Here is a 15,832-nt window from a genome sequence, read left to right on the forward strand (position 1 = left end):
CTCCTGGGACGCAAGATGATGGAACGGAAAGGGCGAAGTCGGGGGGACGGAGCGGCCGGGCGGGCCGATCAGCAACTGAAAAAGCTGATCAGGCGCTCAGGCCGCCAATACTGGATTGCCCCGTACAGAACCCTGTTCTGTCCGTATGGTCCAGGAGCGGCAGATTTCGGAGACGGGTGAGCACGCGCCCACCCACAACAACATCAACCATCGTAACCTCCAAGTCGCCGCCTTGTTTAAGGGACGGTCGGGGATCACGCGTTACGTCGTTGCATAACCACATCTCGGAGACGCCGAGGGGCGGGCCAGCGGCACGTGCGCTTGCGAGTTCGCGTTACATAGATCCAACGCGATCGAATGCAAAGTGAAAAATGCCGTGTGCCCCAAAAAAGTGGCAGACCGTTTGGCAGGCGGAAAAACCGGAGTGATTTCATGGGCTTGACCGAGGTTCTGACAACGGAGGAGATGGGGTTGCGGCTGCTGGCGGCGGCCTTTTGCGGTGCGTTGCTTGGACTCGACCGCGAAATGCGGGGCAAAGCGGCAGGGCTACGCACGCATACGCTGATCTCCATCAGCTGCGCCCTGACCACCATGGTTGCGTTGGAGCTGTTCGCCGGCCTGCAGACCAGCGGCGACGAGCGGCCGAGCGACCCGGTGCGTGTCATCCAGGGCGTGGCGCAGGCGGTCGGCTTCATCAGTGCCGGCGTGATGTTCCGATCCGGTGACAGCGTGCGGGGGGCGACGACCGCCGCGGTCATCTGGGTGGCGGGTGGACTGGGCATCGCCTGCGGCGCCGGCTATTACACGCTTGCCGGCATGACGCTGGCCCTGTGCCTGATGGTGACCATCCTGTTCACCATCCTGATGGACCGCTTCCCGCAGTTGGGAGCGTCGGAGGCCGGGGCGAATTCGGAGGATGGCGACGGCAGGGCGCGGGAGCGGCGTCGCTCCACCTCCCGCCAGGGCCGGATCAGGCGGATCGCCCGCCACGCGCCGCGGGGATGACCAGCAGCCGGTGCGCCAGCAGCGCGCCCAGCCCGACCAGCCCGATGGCCCCCATCATCGGCAGGGCGGAGCCGTCGTTCAGGTGGCCGACGACGATGCCGACGACCGCGGCGATGGCCATCTGCGCGAAGCCCAGCAGCGAAGACGCCAGTCCGGCCATGGTGGGGTAGGGGCCGACCGCATTGGCGGTGGCGTTGGGCAGGGTCAGCCCGGCGCCCAGGATGAACAGGAAGACCGGCACCACGATGGCCAGCAGGTGCAGCACCCCGGCCAGCGCCAGCACCCCGCCCACCAGCCCGCCGCCCAGCGACAGCAGCGTCCCGATGCGGATCATCCGCGCGCCGCCCAGCCGCGGCGTCAGCCGCCCGGCCAGGAAGGTGCCCAGCATGTAGCCCAGAACCACCGCGCCGAAGCTGGCGCCATACTGCGCCGGGGTCAGGTGCAACTGCTCGATCAGCACGAAGGACGAGCCGGAGATGAAGGAGAAGATGCCGCTGTAGGAAAAGGCCACCACCAGCACATAGCCGACGAAGCCGCGGTTGCGCAGCAGGAGCAGGTAGTTGGCGGCGAGCCGGCCCGGCCGCAGCGCCTCCTCGTCGCGGTGGGCGTTGGTTTCGCCCAGCATCGACCACACTGCGGCCAGGATGCCGCAGGCGAAGACGGTCAACAGCATGAAGTTGGCGCGCCAGCCGAACCACTCCGTCAGGACGCCGCCCAGCATCGGCCCCACCGCCGGGGCGAGCGCCATCGCCATCGACATATAGGCCAGCACCGTCGCCGCCCGGTCGCGCCCGAACACGTCGCGCACCACCGCGCGCGCCACCACCGGGCCGCAGCAGGCGCCCAGAGCCTGGAAGAAGCGGGCGGCGATCAGCGCGTCGATGCTGCTGGTCATGGCGCAGACGGCGCTGGCCGCCAGATAGATCGCCACCCCCACCATCAGGGTCGGGCGCCGGCCGAAGCGGTCGGACATCGGGCCATAGACCAGCTGCGACACCGCGAAGCCGACCAGGAAGATCGACAGCGTCAGCTGCACCGTGGCGACATCGGTGTCGAACACCCGCACCAGAGTCGGCAGCGACGGCAGGTACAGGTCGGTGGACAGCGGGCCGAAGGCGACCAATGCCGTCAGCAGGACGCGGATGGACAGGGAATCGGGACGGGGCATGGAACGGCTTTGAAGCGAAGCGGAAACGGGGCGGCACTGTATCAGATGAAACCACCGCCGCCAGCGTGGATCGCTTGCCATCTCGTCGCTTGGTCCAATCGCTTGGGCCCGGTCACTTGGCCGGCAGCACCATGCGGATGCAGCGCGCCAGCACGGTGTTGCCGGTCATCTCGCGGTAATTCTGGATGATGATCGGCTCGGCCGCCTTGCATTGCTCCATGCTGGCGAAATCCAGCGTGGTCGGGCCGCCCTGGTTCAGCATGAACAGCAGCATCAACACGCGCTCCATCCTGCACGCCCTCCGGTCAGCCGGCCGCCAGCACGGCGCGGGCGGCGACGGCGTCCTTCACGATCTGGTCCTTCAGCACGTCGAAGCTGGGGAACTTCATCTCCGGCCGCAGGAAGTCGATCATCTGGACCCGCAGATGCAGATCGTACAGGTCAAGGTCGACGTCGAACAGGTGGGCCTCCAGCCGGGCGACCGTGCCGTCGACGGTGGGGCGGGCGCCGAGGTTGGCGACGCCCGGCAGCCAGACGGTCTCGCCGGCGCGGTCGATGCCGGCGCGCACCGCATAGACGCCGAAGGCCGGGCGCAGATACTCGCCCAGCTCGATGTTGGCTGTGGGGAAACCGATGGTGCGGCCGCGCTGGTCGCCATGGACGACGCGCCCCTCGATTTCCCAGGAATGGCCCAGAACGAAGGCGGCCTCGCGCGGCCGGCCGGCGGTCAGCGCATCGCGCACGCGGGTGGAGGAATAGACGCCGCCCTGCTCGTCGGACACCGGCCCGACCTCCGTCACGCCAAATCCCTGGGCGCGCCCGGCCTTCAGCAGAAAGGCGGGATCGCCCGACCGTTTATGCCCGAACAGGAAGTCATAGCCGCAGACGACGTGCCGCACGCCCAGCCCGCCGATCAGAACCTCGTCGACGAAGGCCTGCGCGGTCTTGTGGCGGAAGCTGTCATCGAAATGGCAGACGATCAACTGGTCGACGCCCAGCGCTTCGATGTGGCGGGTCTTGACGCGGAAGGGCGTCAGGCGGAAGGGCGGGTCGTCGGGGCGGAAGACGCTGCGCGGATGCGGTTCGAAGGTGACGACGGCCGAAGGCACGCCCATTTCCGCCGCAAGGCGCTGGGCGGTGCCGATGACCGTCTGATGCCCGCGGTGCACGCCGTCGAAATTGCCGAGCGCAACGACGGCGCCCCGCTCTTCGGCCGGCAGGTCGGCGGTGTGTCTGTACAGTCGCATGCGCGCCCCGGTGCTGTGGGCGGACCCCGGCGGGTCCGCTTGCTCGGGCGTCTATATAGACCGACGCCGGCGCGGGGTAAACGCGCCGGCGTGTTTTACGCTCCCAAGCAGGCCGATTGGCCGGAGTGCTGGCCGCGGCCAATCAACCGCGAGAGGGGACCATCAGCAGCGCCTCGCCCTCGACCACCACGGTCTCGCCGACGGTGCAGACGGTCTTGATGACGCAACGGCGCTTTTCCGGGATCAGTTCGGTGATGGTGGCGCGGGCGGTGACGGTGTCGCCGGCGCGGACCGGCGCCTTGAACTTCAGCGTCTGGCTCATGTAGATGCAGCCCGGCCCCGGCAGCTTGGTGCCCAGCACGGCCGAAATGAAGCCGACCGTCAGCATGCCGTGGGCGATACGGCCCTGGAACATGGTGGTGGCGGCGTATTCCTGGTTGATGTGGACCGGGTTGGTGTCACCGGAAATGCCCGCGAACAGGACGATGTCGGCCTCCGTCACCGTCTTGGCGAAGCTGGCCGTCATGCCGACGGACAGGTCTTCGATGCAGTAGCCTTCGATATCCTTGCGGACCTGACGCACGTCGTCCATCGCAGCAATTCCTCTTTCTCTCGGTGCCTGTTCCGGCGTCTGACGCTGGGCGCCGCGCCGTTCGCTGCAATGCGTGGTGTGCGCCGCAGCGAGGGGAATGGCACCACGTCTCCTCCAAAAATGCAAAAAAATCTCTAACGTTCCGCACAAGTCCGCAGGAAAGGCGGCTGCCCCGTTCGGCAGGCTTCGACGCAATGGAAGCCGTCGAGGTGCCGGCGGATTACTTCGGATCAAAGGTATAGCAAGGGGAATGGTGCCGGATCAGTGGCTTAACGGTAAAATTTACCGCCTTGGGCCGGCTGCGGACCGCTGGTGCGACTTTGCCGTCGCCAGATGGTGCCCTGCCGGTGAAGCCCGTTTCTTTTCAGAGGCCTGACCATCCGGTGACTGTTGGTTCGGGGATTGAACGGAAATCCGGCAGCGGGCGCGGCGAATCGGAAGCCGTCTTCGCCGCGCCGCAGCATTACTTGCCGGACCCGGAGTGCGACACTGTGTCGCTTTTGCTTCCCCCGCTGCTGCCGTTTCGGCGGGTGTCCCCCTGGGCGACCTGGCTGTCGGGGGTGAGTTGGTCCACCTTGTCCTCCACCTTTTCGCGGGCGGCTTCGGTCGGCTGCTCCGACGGCTTGACCTCCACCGTCACCGGCGCGGTGCCGTCGTCGATCATGTCCAGCTTCTTGGCGGCAGACCGCGACAGGTCGATCACGCGACCATCGACATAAGGGCCGCGGTCGTTGACGATGACGTCGACGCTCTTGCCGTTCTCCTCATTCGTGACGGTCGCCTTGGCGCCCAGCGGCAGGGTGCGCGAGGCGGCTGTCGCCTTGTTCTGGTTCATCGTTTCGCCGCTCGCGGTGGTGCGGCCATGGAATTTCTGGCTGTAGAAGGACGCTTCCCCCTTGTGGACGAGGATCTCCTCGCCATCCTCATGCTCGACATGCACGGGCGGAACCTTGGCCTTTCCATTCGCCAGCGCAGGGACGGCAGTCCCACTCAGGGTCGCGGCGGCAATCGCCAGGACGATGATGCGTGTTGTCTTCATCGGTTCACCTCCAACGGCGGACCAACGGCATTCAAGGAAAAGAGTTCCCTCTCGCAGCCGACACAAGACATCGCTACTATTTCTGGTTTTCTATATCTTGACGAATTCGAAATGGGTGGCCCATCCGGGCGCTCTTCCGGTCTGCAACACAACGGTCAGGGGAGAAAGCATGGCCGATGATGCCGCTTGGACTGCATCCGAATTTGCGGCGAAGCCCGCCGGCGGAACCGCTGCCGACCCGGCCTCCGGTTCCGTGGAGATGCGCTTCGTCGCGATGCCCGATGGGGCCAAGCTGCGCGTCGCCGTCTGGCCGGTGCCGGAGCGGGTTCGCGGCACGGCGCTGGTGCTGACCGGCCGGGCGGAGTTCATCGAGAAATATGCCGAAACCGCGGAGGCGCTGGCCGCCCGCGGCTTCCGCGTCGTGGCGTTGGATTGGCGCAATCAGGGCCTGTCCGACCGGCCCTTGCCCAACCGGCAGATCCACCATCTGACCGACTTCGCGACGCTGGTGGACGATCTCGACGAGGTTCATCGGCAGGTGGTGGCACCGGTCGCCGCGAAGACGGGCGGGCCGCTGATCCTGCTGGCCCATTCCATGGGCGGGCTTGTGGCGACGCTGGCGCTGGCCCGCCATGCCGACGATGATCCCGACCGCTATGCCGCCGTCCTGCTGTCGGCGCCGATGTACGCCATCCACAGCGGGCCGCTGCCGCGCTGGCTGGTCCGGGTGCTGGCCGACGTCGGGCTCGCCTGCGGCCTGGGTGCCCGCTATGCGCTGGGGCAGGGCGACTACGACCCGGCGGAGGGGCGCTTCAGCCTGGACAACAAGATCACCGCCGATCCGCGGCGCTACGCCGCCTTCCACGGCCCCTATGCCGAGCGGCCGGAACTGCGCGTCGGCGGCGTCAGCTTCGCCTGGGTCGCCGCCGCCCTGGATGCGGAGGATGCGCTGCGCCATACCCTGCCGCTGGAGCGGGTGCGCACGCCGGTGCTGCTGTTGAGCGCGCCGGACGACCGGGTGGTGCGGGCGGCGGCGCACCGCGCGGTGGTCGCCCGCCTCGGCAACGCCCATCTTGCCGACTATCCCGGGGCGCGGCACGAACTGCTGATGGAATGCGACGCCATCCGCGACCGGGTGTGGGCGGACATCGACGCCTTTCTCGACAGGACCCTTTAGCACAAGACTCTTGCGCCGGCCGGCGGCTCTGTCGTCGGATAGGTGCCTTCAGGACCAAAGGTGCCCAGCAGCATGACCGATTTCTGGACGGCGTCCGGTTTCCACCTGTTGACCCGCGATGCCGACAACCATCTGGCGGTGACGCCCGATTTCCTGCGCGCCTACCTGCTCCGGCCGGAGATGCGGCCGCCGGAGGAAGCCTGCGATGCCGAGCGCACGCTGCACGCCGCCTTGCTGGACGATCCGGCGCGGATGGTGCCCGCGCCGCTGCTCGACGCCATCGCCGACCCGGATGCGCGGGAGAATTTCCAGGTCTGGTTGGCCTTCCGCGACCGGCTGCTCGCGGCCGGAACGCTGGAAGGCTGCTACATCCGCCTGTTCCGCGAGGGTGCCCGCGGGGTGCCCGCCCTGTTCATCGACCAGCTGGTCCACGCCATCCTGCGCGGCATCCTGGATGAAACGCCGTCCGGCCTGCGGGCGCGGGCGGGGGAGCTGTTCTTCCGCGAACAGACGGTGTCGGTGGAGGACGGCCGCGTCCGCGTCGCCGATGCCGAGACGGTGGAGACAATGGCGGCGTCCGGCGGCTTCGGTTCGCTCGGCCGTCTGGTGGTGGAGGCCGGCACCGCTCCCCGCAGCGTCGAACTGGACATCCTGGACGAGACCAACCATCCGCTCTATTGGGGCCGCGACGCCCGTCACGACACCGTGCTGGACATCACATTCGCCGCGGCCGGGCTGGACGCGCTGGCCCGCGTGCTGGAGGCCTGGGTCGGGCATTTCCTGGGCGTGACGGTCAGCATCCAGCCGGTGCAGAACATCCGCGACGACCGCTGGGTCTGGCATGTCGGGCTCGACAGTTCCGCCACCGCGATCCTCAACGACCTGTACAATGGCGTGGAGGTGGGGGAGGACCGGCTGGCCCGCATCCTCGCCCTGTTCCGCCTGGACTTTGCCGATCCCGCCGCCATGCGCCCCGATCTCGCCGGCCGGCCGGTCTATCTGGGGCTGGCGATGACGGAAGGACGGCGGCTGAAGCTCAAGCCGCAGAACCTGCTGGTCAATCTGCCGCTGGCTTCGGTGGCGTGAGGGGGCGGCGGCCTCCTCAATCCCCCAGCAGCGCACCCACCGGCTTCAGCGGTTCGTGCGCGTCGAACAGGATCTTCAGGATCGCCAGGATCGGTACGGCCAGCAGCGCGCCGGGAATGCCCCACAGCCAGCCCCAGAACAGGATCGACACGAACACCGCGATGGGGTTCAGCGACAGCCGGCGGCCGACGATCATCGGCGTCAGGAAATTGCCCTCCAGCGTGGTCAGCGCCACGAAGGACAGCGGCGGCAGGATGATGGTGCCGAGGCTGTCGAAGGTCAGGACCGATACCAGGAAGAACACGCCGGTCATCACCGCCGGGCCGATGAAGGGGATGTAGTTGGCCAGCGCCACCATCACTCCCCACAGCGCCGGGTTCGGCAGCCCCCACATCCACATCACCAGCCCGGTCGCCAGACCCAGCACCGCATTGATGACGGTGATGGTCAGCAGATAGGCGGCGATGTTCTGCTGCAGCGTCGCCGCGACCATCGCGTAATGCACGCGGTCATCGACGTTGCGCATGGTGCCGATCAGCGACTCCAACGAATGGCGGCCGCGGGCGAGGAAGAAATAGAGCAGCACCAGCAGGATCACGACATTGGCGAGAACCGATTCGACCTGGCTGACCGCCTGTTCCATCAGGGTCGGACCGCGCACCACCACTTCGCGCACCGGCCCTGCCTCGCCGGTTTCCTTGGTGATCTCCTCGATCTGGCGGGAGGCTTCGCGGGCGCGGTCGATGCCGGCGCGGATGTCGCCCAGCTTGAATTCCAACTCATGCAGGACCCGCGGCATGCGGTTCACCCACTCCGCCGCCGGGGTGGACAGGGTATAGACCGCCAGCAGCACACCGCCGAACAGCATGACGACCATGACGGCGGCGCCGAGCCCCTCGGGCACCCCGACGCGGTAGAGGGCGCGGACCAGCGGTCGCAGAAGGAAGCTGAGGATCAGCGCCAGCATGATCGGCAGCAGCACGTCGCGTCCGAAATAGAGCGCGAACAGAACGGCGATGACGAACAGGCCGACGACGGCGATGGTCATCGGATCGCGGCGGTGGCCGGGTGAGGGCAAGGGTTCGGTCGCCGGTTCCGGCGTGCCGGCAAGCGGAGCCTCGGGGGCGGGGGGAAGCGAGGCGAGCGGGCTGCGGTCTGTCATCGCGGTGGCCGGACCTCCGGAGGCAGGCGCTTGACGGCGGCGCCCGACCCTCCGATCTAGGGGAGTGTTTTTCCGGGCCGCCCACCCTGCGGTCCCCGCCCGTCCTTGCCGGAGACCCGATCGAGATGCGCAGTCCGTTTCCCCTGATGAACGCTTCCGCCGGCCTTTTGGTTCTGGGCCTGCTGACCGCCGCGCTCCCGCTGCGTACGGCGGCGGCCGACGAGGTGGTCGGCCGCTTCTCCAACGACTGGACCGGCAACGGGTTGGAGATCCAGGCGATCGAGGATCCCAAGGTGAAGGGAATCACCTGCCATCTGGTCGATTTCGACCGCAGCCTGATCGACCGGCTGAGCAAGGGCAACTGGTTCGAGGACCCGTCCAACGCCTCCATCGCCTGCCGTCAGACCGGGCCGGTGACCGTCGGTGACATCGAGTTGTCGCAGAAGGGGGAGGAGGTCTTCTCCGAACGGAAGAGCCTGATTTTCAAGTCGATCGCCATTCGCCGCATCTACGACCGGCCGAACGACACGATGGTTTATGTGGTGTACAGCCGACAGGTGAAGGACGCCTCGGCCAAGACCTCGATCTCCACCGTTCCGCTGTTCAGCGCGAATGCGACCTGGACGAAGGGCAAGCCGGCGAAATGAGGGCGCGGGCGACTTGCGAGGGCGTTGAGCTGGGGGCAAGATTTACACGGATGTCACGGATTTAGACACGGATTACACGGATTTTTCTTATCTTCCGGGCGCTCCGGTTGATCCCGAAAGCGCAGCTTCAGGGACGCCACATTCGTGAAATCTGTGTTTTAATCCGTGACATCCGTGGAGATCTTGTCCGCATACCAACGACACCGTAAGGATCGACCAACCTCACCCGACGATCCGCCCCAGCCGCACCGCCGTCTGGCCGGCTTTCACCCGGCGGGCGGGCATGATGAGGACGCAGTCGTCATGGGGCGTCAGGATCGCGCGCGTGTCGTCCCAGCCGATGACGGTGCCGGCGCGGCCGATCACCTCCATGCCGACGAAGGGGGCGGTGAAGCGGAACCGCTCGGTGGAGGCGGTGACGGCGTCGGTGACCTCGACCACCCGCTGCGGATCGCTGCGTGGGCGCAGGCGGGGACCGTTCATCGGTGGATCGATCATCTCCAGGCCGAGAAGCAGGCGCAGACAGCTTTCCAGCGCGACCGTCGCCGTCTCGGTCCGCCAATGCTGGCCGCATTCGACCAGGATCGCAGTGTGCGATCCCTCCGGCTCGGCGAAGCTGCCGTAATCGATCAGCCGCTTGCCCCCGGCATGGCCGCCGTCCGCCACCACCCAGGCCGGATAGCCGAGTCCGAGCGCCAAGTCGCGCCCGCGCGTGGTCCGGCCGCACAGGGTCAGCGGCGCGGTGTCCGCCGTCATCGAATGCAGGTCGAGCAGCAGGTCCGCCGACTCGTAGACCGGGCGCAGGACGCGGGCGCGGCGAAGCTCCACGCTGTCGCGCCGGCCGTCCAGATGTTCCGGCGACCACAGCCGGTTGAAATCCTCGTCCAGATAGCGCGAGGCATAAGGGTTCTGGCGGTCGAAGGTGGCATAGGCGGCGGTGTTGGCGAAGACGAAGGTCAGCCGTCCGCGCGTCGGCCGCAGACCCATCCGCAGCAGCGCATCCAGGGCGATGGCGCCGCACAGCTCGTTGCCGTGGACGAGCGCGTTCAGCACCACATGCGGCCCCGGCTCCGCCGCCGACAGGCTGGTGACGTGGTCGATGCCGGTGTTGCCACGCCGGTGGGGCGCGATGTCCGGCGGGGTGAGTTCGACGGGGGCGAAGAGCGGGTCGGTCAAGCGGCAGCTCGCCAGCGGTGGGCGCTCCGAACAGTATGGCGGACCAAGCGACTCCGCGCCAGTGTGGGCCGGTTGGGTAGGGCGGTTTTTTTGGCTGATGCGCGCTGTGCGATGTTGCGGCAGCATGGCAGGATCATGACGAATTGCCGTCGACTGAGGCTTGACGCTTGGGTTATAGGATCCGCCTGATCAATCAGGGCGGCGGTTGACCTTGCGGCAATTGAACTGGCGGTTGTTTTCATCCTGTCGTCTGGTTGGGGCCGGTCGATGAGCTTCGTGATCGATGACGTTCTTGTCCGCAACGACCCGGTGGGCGAGCGCCTTCCGGTGCTGTTCGATTCGCCGCACAGCGGCAGCGTCTATCCCGCCGATTTCCGGGTGATCTGTCCGCATCCCCTGCTGCGCCAGGGCGAGGACAGCCATGTGGAGGAGCTGTTCGCCACGGCGCCCGACCATGGCGCCACCCTGCTGTGCGCGCTGTTTCCCCGCACCTGCATCGACGTGAACCGCGCTGTCGACGACATCGACCCGGCGCTGATCGACGGCGAGTTGCCGATGCCGCTACGCCCGACTCCGCGCAGCACGCTGGGCATGGGGCTGATCCGCAGCATGCTGCGGCCGGGCGTGCCGCTCTATGACGGGAAGCTGCCGGCGGCGGCGGTGGCCGACCGAATCGACCGCTATTACCGTCCCTACCATGCCCAGATGCGGCTTGCGCTGGATGGCTTGGCGGCCCGGTTCGGCGCGGTGTGGCACGTCAACTGCCATTCCATGCCGTCGTCGCTGCGGCCGGACGGGCGCGACCCGCTGGCGGTGGATTTCGTCATCGGCGACCGTGACGGCACCACCAGCGAGCCCGGATTCGTCCGGCTGGTGGCGGAGACCCTGCGCGGCTTCGGCCATCGCGTGGCGATCAACGATCCGTACAAGGGGGTGGAATTGTTGGCGCGCTATGGCGATCCGGCGCGCGGCCGTCATTCGATCCAGCTTGAGATCAACCGCCGCCTCTACATGAACGAGGAGACGCTGGAACGCCACGACGGCTTCGTCCGGCTGAAGGGCGAGATCGACATGCTGATCCGCCGCATCGCCGACTATGCCGGGCAGCGCCTCCTGCACCGGGCCGCGGAGTAGGCGTCCCGCCGCACGGCCGTTGCGGCGGCGGTTCCGCGTGAGGCGGGCTCAGGCTCCCCGGATCAGCCCTGAGTCACATGCTCGCGCGCGATGTCCAGGAAATGCGCCATCTGCTTTTCCACCCGGTGTTCGGAGATGTCGACTCCGCGGGCGTTCAGGTCGGCGCACAGCTTGTCCCGGATGTCGTGCGGGCCGGCGGTGGCGATGTCGGTGTCCACGATCTGGCGCGCATAGGCCTCGGCCTCCGCCCCGGACAGCCCCATCAGGTCGGCGGCCCATTCGCCGGCCAGACGGTCGCGCCGGGCGCGGATGCGGAAGAGCAGGTCCGCGTCGTGCTGGAACTTGTTCTCAAAAGCCTTTTCGCGGTCGTCGAAGGTCGTCATGGGGACCCAGGCTCCTTATTGGTTTCGCTCCCGTTTCCAATGATTATATAGCCCGGAAGCGGTTGTCGTCACTGTCCCGCCGCGTCGCAGCCGCGGATATTCTGCAGAGTTTCCTCGGGGCGGCGGGATACCCTTGGGCACCACAAAAGACAAGGCATCGCATGTGCAGCGTGATCCTCCTGCGGCGACCCGACGCAACCTGGCCGCTGGTCGTCGCCGGAAACCGTGACGAGATGACAGGGCGCCCCTGGCTTCCCCCCGCCCGCCACTGGCCCGACCGCCCGAACGTGGTCGCCGGGCTGGACGAACTGGCCGGCGGCTCCTGGATGGGGCTGAACGACGAGGGGGTGGTGGCGGTCATCCTCAACCGCTTCGGCACGCTGGGGCCGGAGGCCGGCAAGCGGTCGCGCGGCGAACTGGTGCTGGACGCGCTGGACCATGCCGACGCCGCCGATGCCGCGCGCAGCTTCGCGGACCTCGACATCCGTGCCTATCGCCCCTTCAATCTGGTGATCGCCGACAACCGCGACGCCTATCTGGTCGTCCATCGCGGCGCCAACCCGCGCCACCGGCCGGAGGTGTCGTCGATCCCCGCCGGCGTCCACATGCTGACCGCCTTCGAGCTGGACGACCCGCAGGACCCGCGCACCGCCTTCTATCGCCCGCTGTTCGAGCATGCGGTGCCACCGGCCGTGGACGTCTCCGACGCGGAGTCCTTCGCCTGGGGCGGCTGGCCGGAGTTGATGGGCAGCCGCATCTGGGAAGGCACGCCGGACGAGCGCGGCGCCATGGACTTCCTGCTGCCGAACGGATTCGGCACCTCGTCCAGCTCCCTGCTGGCGGTGCCGCGGGTGGAGCGGCCCGACCTGAACCCGATCTGGCACTTCGCCCCCGGCCGCCCGCATGCCGTGCCCTATGCGCCGGTGGAACTGTGAGAGAGTGCGGCTAACCGGGTCAGGCACATACCGGCCGACAAGATTGACACGGATGTCACGGATTTAGACACGGATTACACGGATTTTTTTGATCTTGCGGACGGTCCGGCTTTTCAGGCAGTCCACAGCTTCGGAACGCCACATCCGTGAAATCCGTGTTCAAATCCGTGACATCCGTGGAGATCTTGCCTCCGACGCCGCGCCTTTCGGGATCAGCGACCGCACAATCCTGCCCTCCCGCCCCCGTCGTTGTGTTCGTGCACCCGGCTTGCTATATCACTCTGGCACATTCCTGGGCCGGCAAGCTCGCTTGACCGGTCCTTACGTATTTGGACGATCACGCGATGACACGACGCCGGCGCATCTACGAAGGCAAGGCCAAGGTACTCTTCGAAGGGCCGGAGCCGGGCACCCTGGTGCAATACTTCAAGGACGACGCCACCGCCTTCAACAACCAGAAGAAGGGCGTCATCACCGGCAAGGGGGTGCTGAACAACCGCATCTCCGAGTATCTGATGAGCCGTCTGTCCGAGATCGGCGTGCCCACGCACTTCATGCGCCGCCTGAACATGCGCGAGCAGCTGGTGCGCGAGGTCGAGATCATCCCGATCGAGGTCGTGGTGCGCAACGTCGCCGCCGGCAGCCTGTCGCGCCGCTTCGGCATTCCCGAAGGCACGCCGCTGCCGCGGTCGATCATCGAATACTACTACAAGTCGGACGAGCTGAACGATCCGATGGTTTCCGAGGAGCACATCACCGCCTTCGGCTGGGCGGCTCCGCAGGACCTCGACGACATGGTCGCGCTGTCGCTTCGCGTGAACGACTATCTGTCCGGCCTTTTCCTCGGCATCGGGCTCAAGCTGGTGGATTTCAAGCTGGAATTCGGCCGGCTGTGGGAGAACGAGGAGATGCGGATCGTCCTGGCGGACGAGATCAGCCCCGACAATTGCCGCCTGTGGGACGTCAAGACCAACGAGAAGCTGGACAAGGACCGGTTCCGTCAGGACCTGGGCCGCGTCGAGGAAGCCTATCAGGAGGTCGCGCGGCGCCTCGGCATCCTGCCGGAAGGCGGGCCGAGCGACGTCAAGGGCCCCAAGACGATCCAGTGACTGCCATCCAATAACCACCCCCTCCACCAACACCCCAAAGCGAGCGGACATCCGATGAAGGCCAAGGTTCACGTCACCCTCAAGCGCGGCGTTCTCGACCCCCAGGGCAAGGCCATCGCGCACGCGCTGCACACGCTGGGCTTCGACGGCGTCGAGGACGTCCGCGCCGGCAAGGTGATTGAGCTGCAGCTCAAGAGCACCGACGAGGCGACCGCCCGCAAAGAGGTCGAGGCGATGTGCAGCAAGCTGCTCGCCAACACCGTGATCGAGGACTACGCCATCGAGCTGGTGGCCTGATCTAACGGTTGTCTGGAGTGGAGCGCGGCCGATGAGCGTTGAACATCTGGCTGCGCTCGACCCCATTTTTGCCGAATGTTTGCGCGTCGGCGGCCCGGTGATCCGCGATTTCACCCGGCCGACCGGATTCGTCGGCCTGCTGCGCATGGTGATGGAGCAGCAGCTCTCCACCAAGGTGGCGCTGGCCTTGTGGGCCAAGCTGCAGGACCGGCTGGGCGGCGACGTTACGCCTGAAGCCATCCTGGCGCTGGACGACGAGAATTTGCGCGCCTGCGGCTTCTCCCGCCAGAAGATCGGCTATGCCCGCGGCCTTGCCGAGGCGGTGGCGAGCGGCCGGCTCGATTTCGACGTCATCCATGACCTGCCCGACGAAGAGGCGATCGCCCAGCTCGTCGCGCTGAAGGGCATCGGCCGCTGGAGCGCCGAGGTCTATCTGATGACCACGCTCGACCGGCCGGACATCTGGCCCATCGGCGATCTGGCGATCCAGCTCGGCGTCCAGCGGCTGAAGGGCTGGGCCGACAAGCCGACGGCGAAGCAGCTGATCGAGGTGGCGGAGCCCTGGCGGCCCTACCGCTCGCTGGCTGCGCGGCTGGTCTGGCACCATTACGTCGCGCTGCAGGAGCAGGCGAGGGCGGCGAGGGGCCTGCCACCCTCACGGTGATTGGCTCTCACCCCGCCAGCACCGGCAACCGCCACCCCGCCAGCGTGATCTCCACCGGCAGCCGCGCCAGCACGTCGCCGTCGCCCTGCACCGCGTCGGCGAACAGCCCGTCATCCGCCGGCCCGTCGATCCGCACCCGCTTCGCCGTCACCACGCGATACTCCGGAAAGCGCGCCAGCCGCCCGGCGGTGACGCCCCAGACATAGCGCAACGCATTCAGCCGCCCGCCGCGCGGGAACAGGCAGACATGCAGTTCCGGCGCGGTCAGCCGCGCATCCGGCGCGCAGATGAACCGGCCGCCGTAGAAATGCCCCTTGGCGACGATGACCGACGCCACCTCCTGCGGCGGGCCGTCGTCCAGCGTCACCCGATAGCGGTGGTCCGGCCGGGTCGCCAACTGCACCAGCGTTTCGGCCACATAGGCGCCCTTGCCGATCAGCCGCTTCACCCTGGGATCGACCCGCTCCACCACCCGCGCGTCCAGCCCGACCCCGGCCATCAGCGAAAACACGCGCCCGTTGGCCTGTGCCGGCCAGATCATCGTCCGCCGTCCGCCGGCAATCGCCGCGGCAATGCGCTCCGGGTCGGTCGTCAGGCCCAGTTCGGCCGCCAGCACATTGGCGGTGCCCATCGGCACGATGCCGAGCGGCAGCGGCCGGCCCGTTTCGGCATGAACGGCCAGTCCATTGATGACCTCGTTGATGGTGCCGTCGCCGCCGGCCGCAATCACCGCATCGACGTCGGCGGGATCGGCCTCGCGGGCGAAGGCCTCGGCATCGCCGCGCTTGCCCGTCGGCTTGACGGTGACCGACAGGCCGCGCGCCTCCAACCGGGAGACAACCGCGCGCAGCCGCCGCGCCCGCCGCCCGCCGGCCGTCGGGTTGTGGATCACCAGAAGCCGCCGCACATCGACCGCCGCATCCCCGCCGCCATCAATCGCCGGAACCTCGTTCATCAGCACCGTGTCGCGCACCGATTCGCTCTCCCTGACCGGCGCGTGGGGCGCCTTCT

Annotated in this window: 18 protein-coding genes; 9 read left to right on the forward strand and 9 right to left on the reverse strand. The window is 67.4% G+C overall.

The genetic code is table 11. The features are described 5' to 3' along the window. Positions 1-432 precede the first annotated feature (432 nt). Positions 433-1,005, forward strand: a complete 573-nt coding sequence (locus TSH20_RS19905; RefSeq protein WP_109076328.1) for an MgtC/SapB family protein — start codon at positions 433-435, stop codon at positions 1,003-1,005. Here the strand turns inward: TSH20_RS19905 and TSH20_RS19910 are convergent. The 5 genes from TSH20_RS19910 to TSH20_RS19925 form a co-directional block, all read right to left on the reverse strand. Beyond that, on the reverse strand, positions 971-2,173 hold the full coding sequence (locus TSH20_RS19910; RefSeq protein WP_109076329.1) for a multidrug effflux MFS transporter: 1,203 nt from the start codon (positions 2,171-2,173) through the stop codon (positions 971-973). The two genes, TSH20_RS19905 and TSH20_RS19910, sit on opposite strands and share 35 nt — an antisense overlap. 112 nt (positions 2,174-2,285) lie before the next feature. Continuing rightward, positions 2,286-2,462 carry a hypothetical protein gene (locus tag TSH20_RS35325; protein ID WP_167393315.1) on the reverse strand — a complete coding sequence of 59 codons (177 nt, stop codon included), beginning with the start codon at positions 2,460-2,462 and terminating at the stop codon, positions 2,286-2,288. Between the two features lie 16 nt (positions 2,463-2,478). Beyond that, a complete protein-coding gene (locus TSH20_RS19915) occupies positions 2,479-3,420 on the reverse strand; it encodes a bifunctional riboflavin kinase/FAD synthetase (RefSeq protein ID WP_109076330.1) in 942 nt (313 codons plus the stop codon). Between the two features lie 142 nt (positions 3,421-3,562). Continuing rightward, complete coding sequence (locus tag TSH20_RS19920; protein WP_109076331.1) at positions 3,563-4,012, reverse strand: MaoC family dehydratase; 450 nt, start codon at positions 4,010-4,012, stop codon at positions 3,563-3,565. A gap of 463 nt (positions 4,013-4,475) precedes the next feature. Continuing rightward, a complete protein-coding gene (locus TSH20_RS19925; RefSeq protein WP_109076332.1) occupies positions 4,476-5,051 on the reverse strand; it encodes a septal ring lytic transglycosylase RlpA family protein in 576 nt (191 codons plus the stop codon). A gap of 169 nt (positions 5,052-5,220) precedes the next feature. On the opposite strand from TSH20_RS19925, the gene TSH20_RS19930 reads away from it, so the two are divergent. Together TSH20_RS19930 and TSH20_RS19935 are read left to right on the forward strand one after the other, a co-directional pair. Further along, entirely contained in the window at positions 5,221-6,228 is a 1,008-nt protein-coding gene (locus TSH20_RS19930) for an alpha/beta hydrolase (protein WP_247871407.1), read from the forward strand. Positions 6,229-6,300: 72 nt separating this feature from the next. After that, on the forward strand, positions 6,301-7,314 hold the full coding sequence (locus TSH20_RS19935; protein ID WP_109076333.1) for a DUF6352 family protein: 1,014 nt from the start codon (positions 6,301-6,303) through the stop codon (positions 7,312-7,314). A 16-nt stretch (positions 7,315-7,330) separates the two neighbouring features. Here the strand turns inward: TSH20_RS19935 and TSH20_RS19940 are convergent, their stop codons facing one another. Next, complete coding sequence (locus TSH20_RS19940; protein WP_109076334.1) at positions 7,331-8,476, reverse strand: AI-2E family transporter; 1,146 nt, start codon at positions 8,474-8,476, stop codon at positions 7,331-7,333. Positions 8,477-8,601: 125 nt separating this feature from the next. Between TSH20_RS19940 and TSH20_RS19945 the strand changes: the two genes are divergently transcribed. Then, positions 8,602-9,123 carry a CreA family protein gene (locus TSH20_RS19945; protein WP_109076335.1) on the forward strand — a complete coding sequence of 174 codons (522 nt, stop codon included), beginning with the start codon at positions 8,602-8,604 and terminating at the stop codon, positions 9,121-9,123. A gap of 222 nt (positions 9,124-9,345) precedes the next feature. Here the strand turns inward: TSH20_RS19945 and TSH20_RS19950 are convergent, their stop codons facing one another. Then, positions 9,346-10,299, reverse strand: coding sequence for a succinylglutamate desuccinylase/aspartoacylase family protein (locus TSH20_RS19950; RefSeq protein ID WP_109076336.1), 954 nt, complete (start codon positions 10,297-10,299; stop codon positions 9,346-9,348). A gap of 267 nt (positions 10,300-10,566) precedes the next feature. Between TSH20_RS19950 and TSH20_RS19955 the strand changes: the two genes are divergently transcribed. Further along, positions 10,567-11,433 carry an N-formylglutamate amidohydrolase gene (locus TSH20_RS19955; RefSeq protein ID WP_109076337.1) on the forward strand — a complete coding sequence of 289 codons (867 nt, stop codon included), beginning with the start codon at positions 10,567-10,569 and terminating at the stop codon, positions 11,431-11,433. Positions 11,434-11,495: 62 nt separating this feature from the next. Here TSH20_RS19955 and TSH20_RS19960 read toward each other — a convergent pair whose 3' ends face one another. After that, positions 11,496-11,816, reverse strand: coding sequence for a DUF1476 domain-containing protein (locus TSH20_RS19960; protein WP_109076338.1), 321 nt, complete (start codon positions 11,814-11,816; stop codon positions 11,496-11,498). A gap of 161 nt (positions 11,817-11,977) precedes the next feature. Here TSH20_RS19960 and TSH20_RS19965 point away from each other — a divergent pair, with 161 nt between their 5' ends. From TSH20_RS19965 to TSH20_RS19980, 4 genes are all read left to right on the forward strand, one after another. Then, a complete protein-coding gene (locus TSH20_RS19965; protein WP_109076339.1) occupies positions 11,978-12,751 on the forward strand; it encodes an NRDE family protein in 774 nt (257 codons plus the stop codon). A gap of 344 nt (positions 12,752-13,095) precedes the next feature. Beyond that, positions 13,096-13,860 (forward strand): phosphoribosylaminoimidazolesuccinocarboxamide synthase, encoded by a 765-nt coding sequence (purC, locus tag TSH20_RS19970; protein ID WP_042697247.1) that lies wholly within the window; start codon positions 13,096-13,098, stop codon positions 13,858-13,860. 54 nt (positions 13,861-13,914) lie between these two features. Then, positions 13,915-14,157: a phosphoribosylformylglycinamidine synthase subunit PurS gene (gene purS, locus TSH20_RS19975; protein WP_014246942.1), complete on the forward strand. Its 243-nt coding sequence runs from the start codon at positions 13,915-13,917 to the stop codon at positions 14,155-14,157. Positions 14,158-14,188: 31 nt separating this feature from the next. Then, complete coding sequence (locus TSH20_RS19980; RefSeq protein WP_109076340.1) at positions 14,189-14,821, forward strand: DNA-3-methyladenine glycosylase; 633 nt, start codon at positions 14,189-14,191, stop codon at positions 14,819-14,821. 7 nt (positions 14,822-14,828) lie between these two features. Here TSH20_RS19980 and TSH20_RS19985 read toward each other — a convergent pair whose 3' ends face one another. Further along, positions 14,829-15,794 carry a YegS/Rv2252/BmrU family lipid kinase gene (locus tag TSH20_RS19985; protein ID WP_109076341.1) on the reverse strand — a complete coding sequence of 322 codons (966 nt, stop codon included), beginning with the start codon at positions 15,792-15,794 and terminating at the stop codon, positions 14,829-14,831. Positions 15,795-15,832: the final 38 nt, after the last annotated feature.

The organism is Azospirillum sp. TSH20, assembly GCF_003115935.1.
Lineage (GTDB): Bacteria > Pseudomonadota > Alphaproteobacteria > Azospirillales > Azospirillaceae > Azospirillum.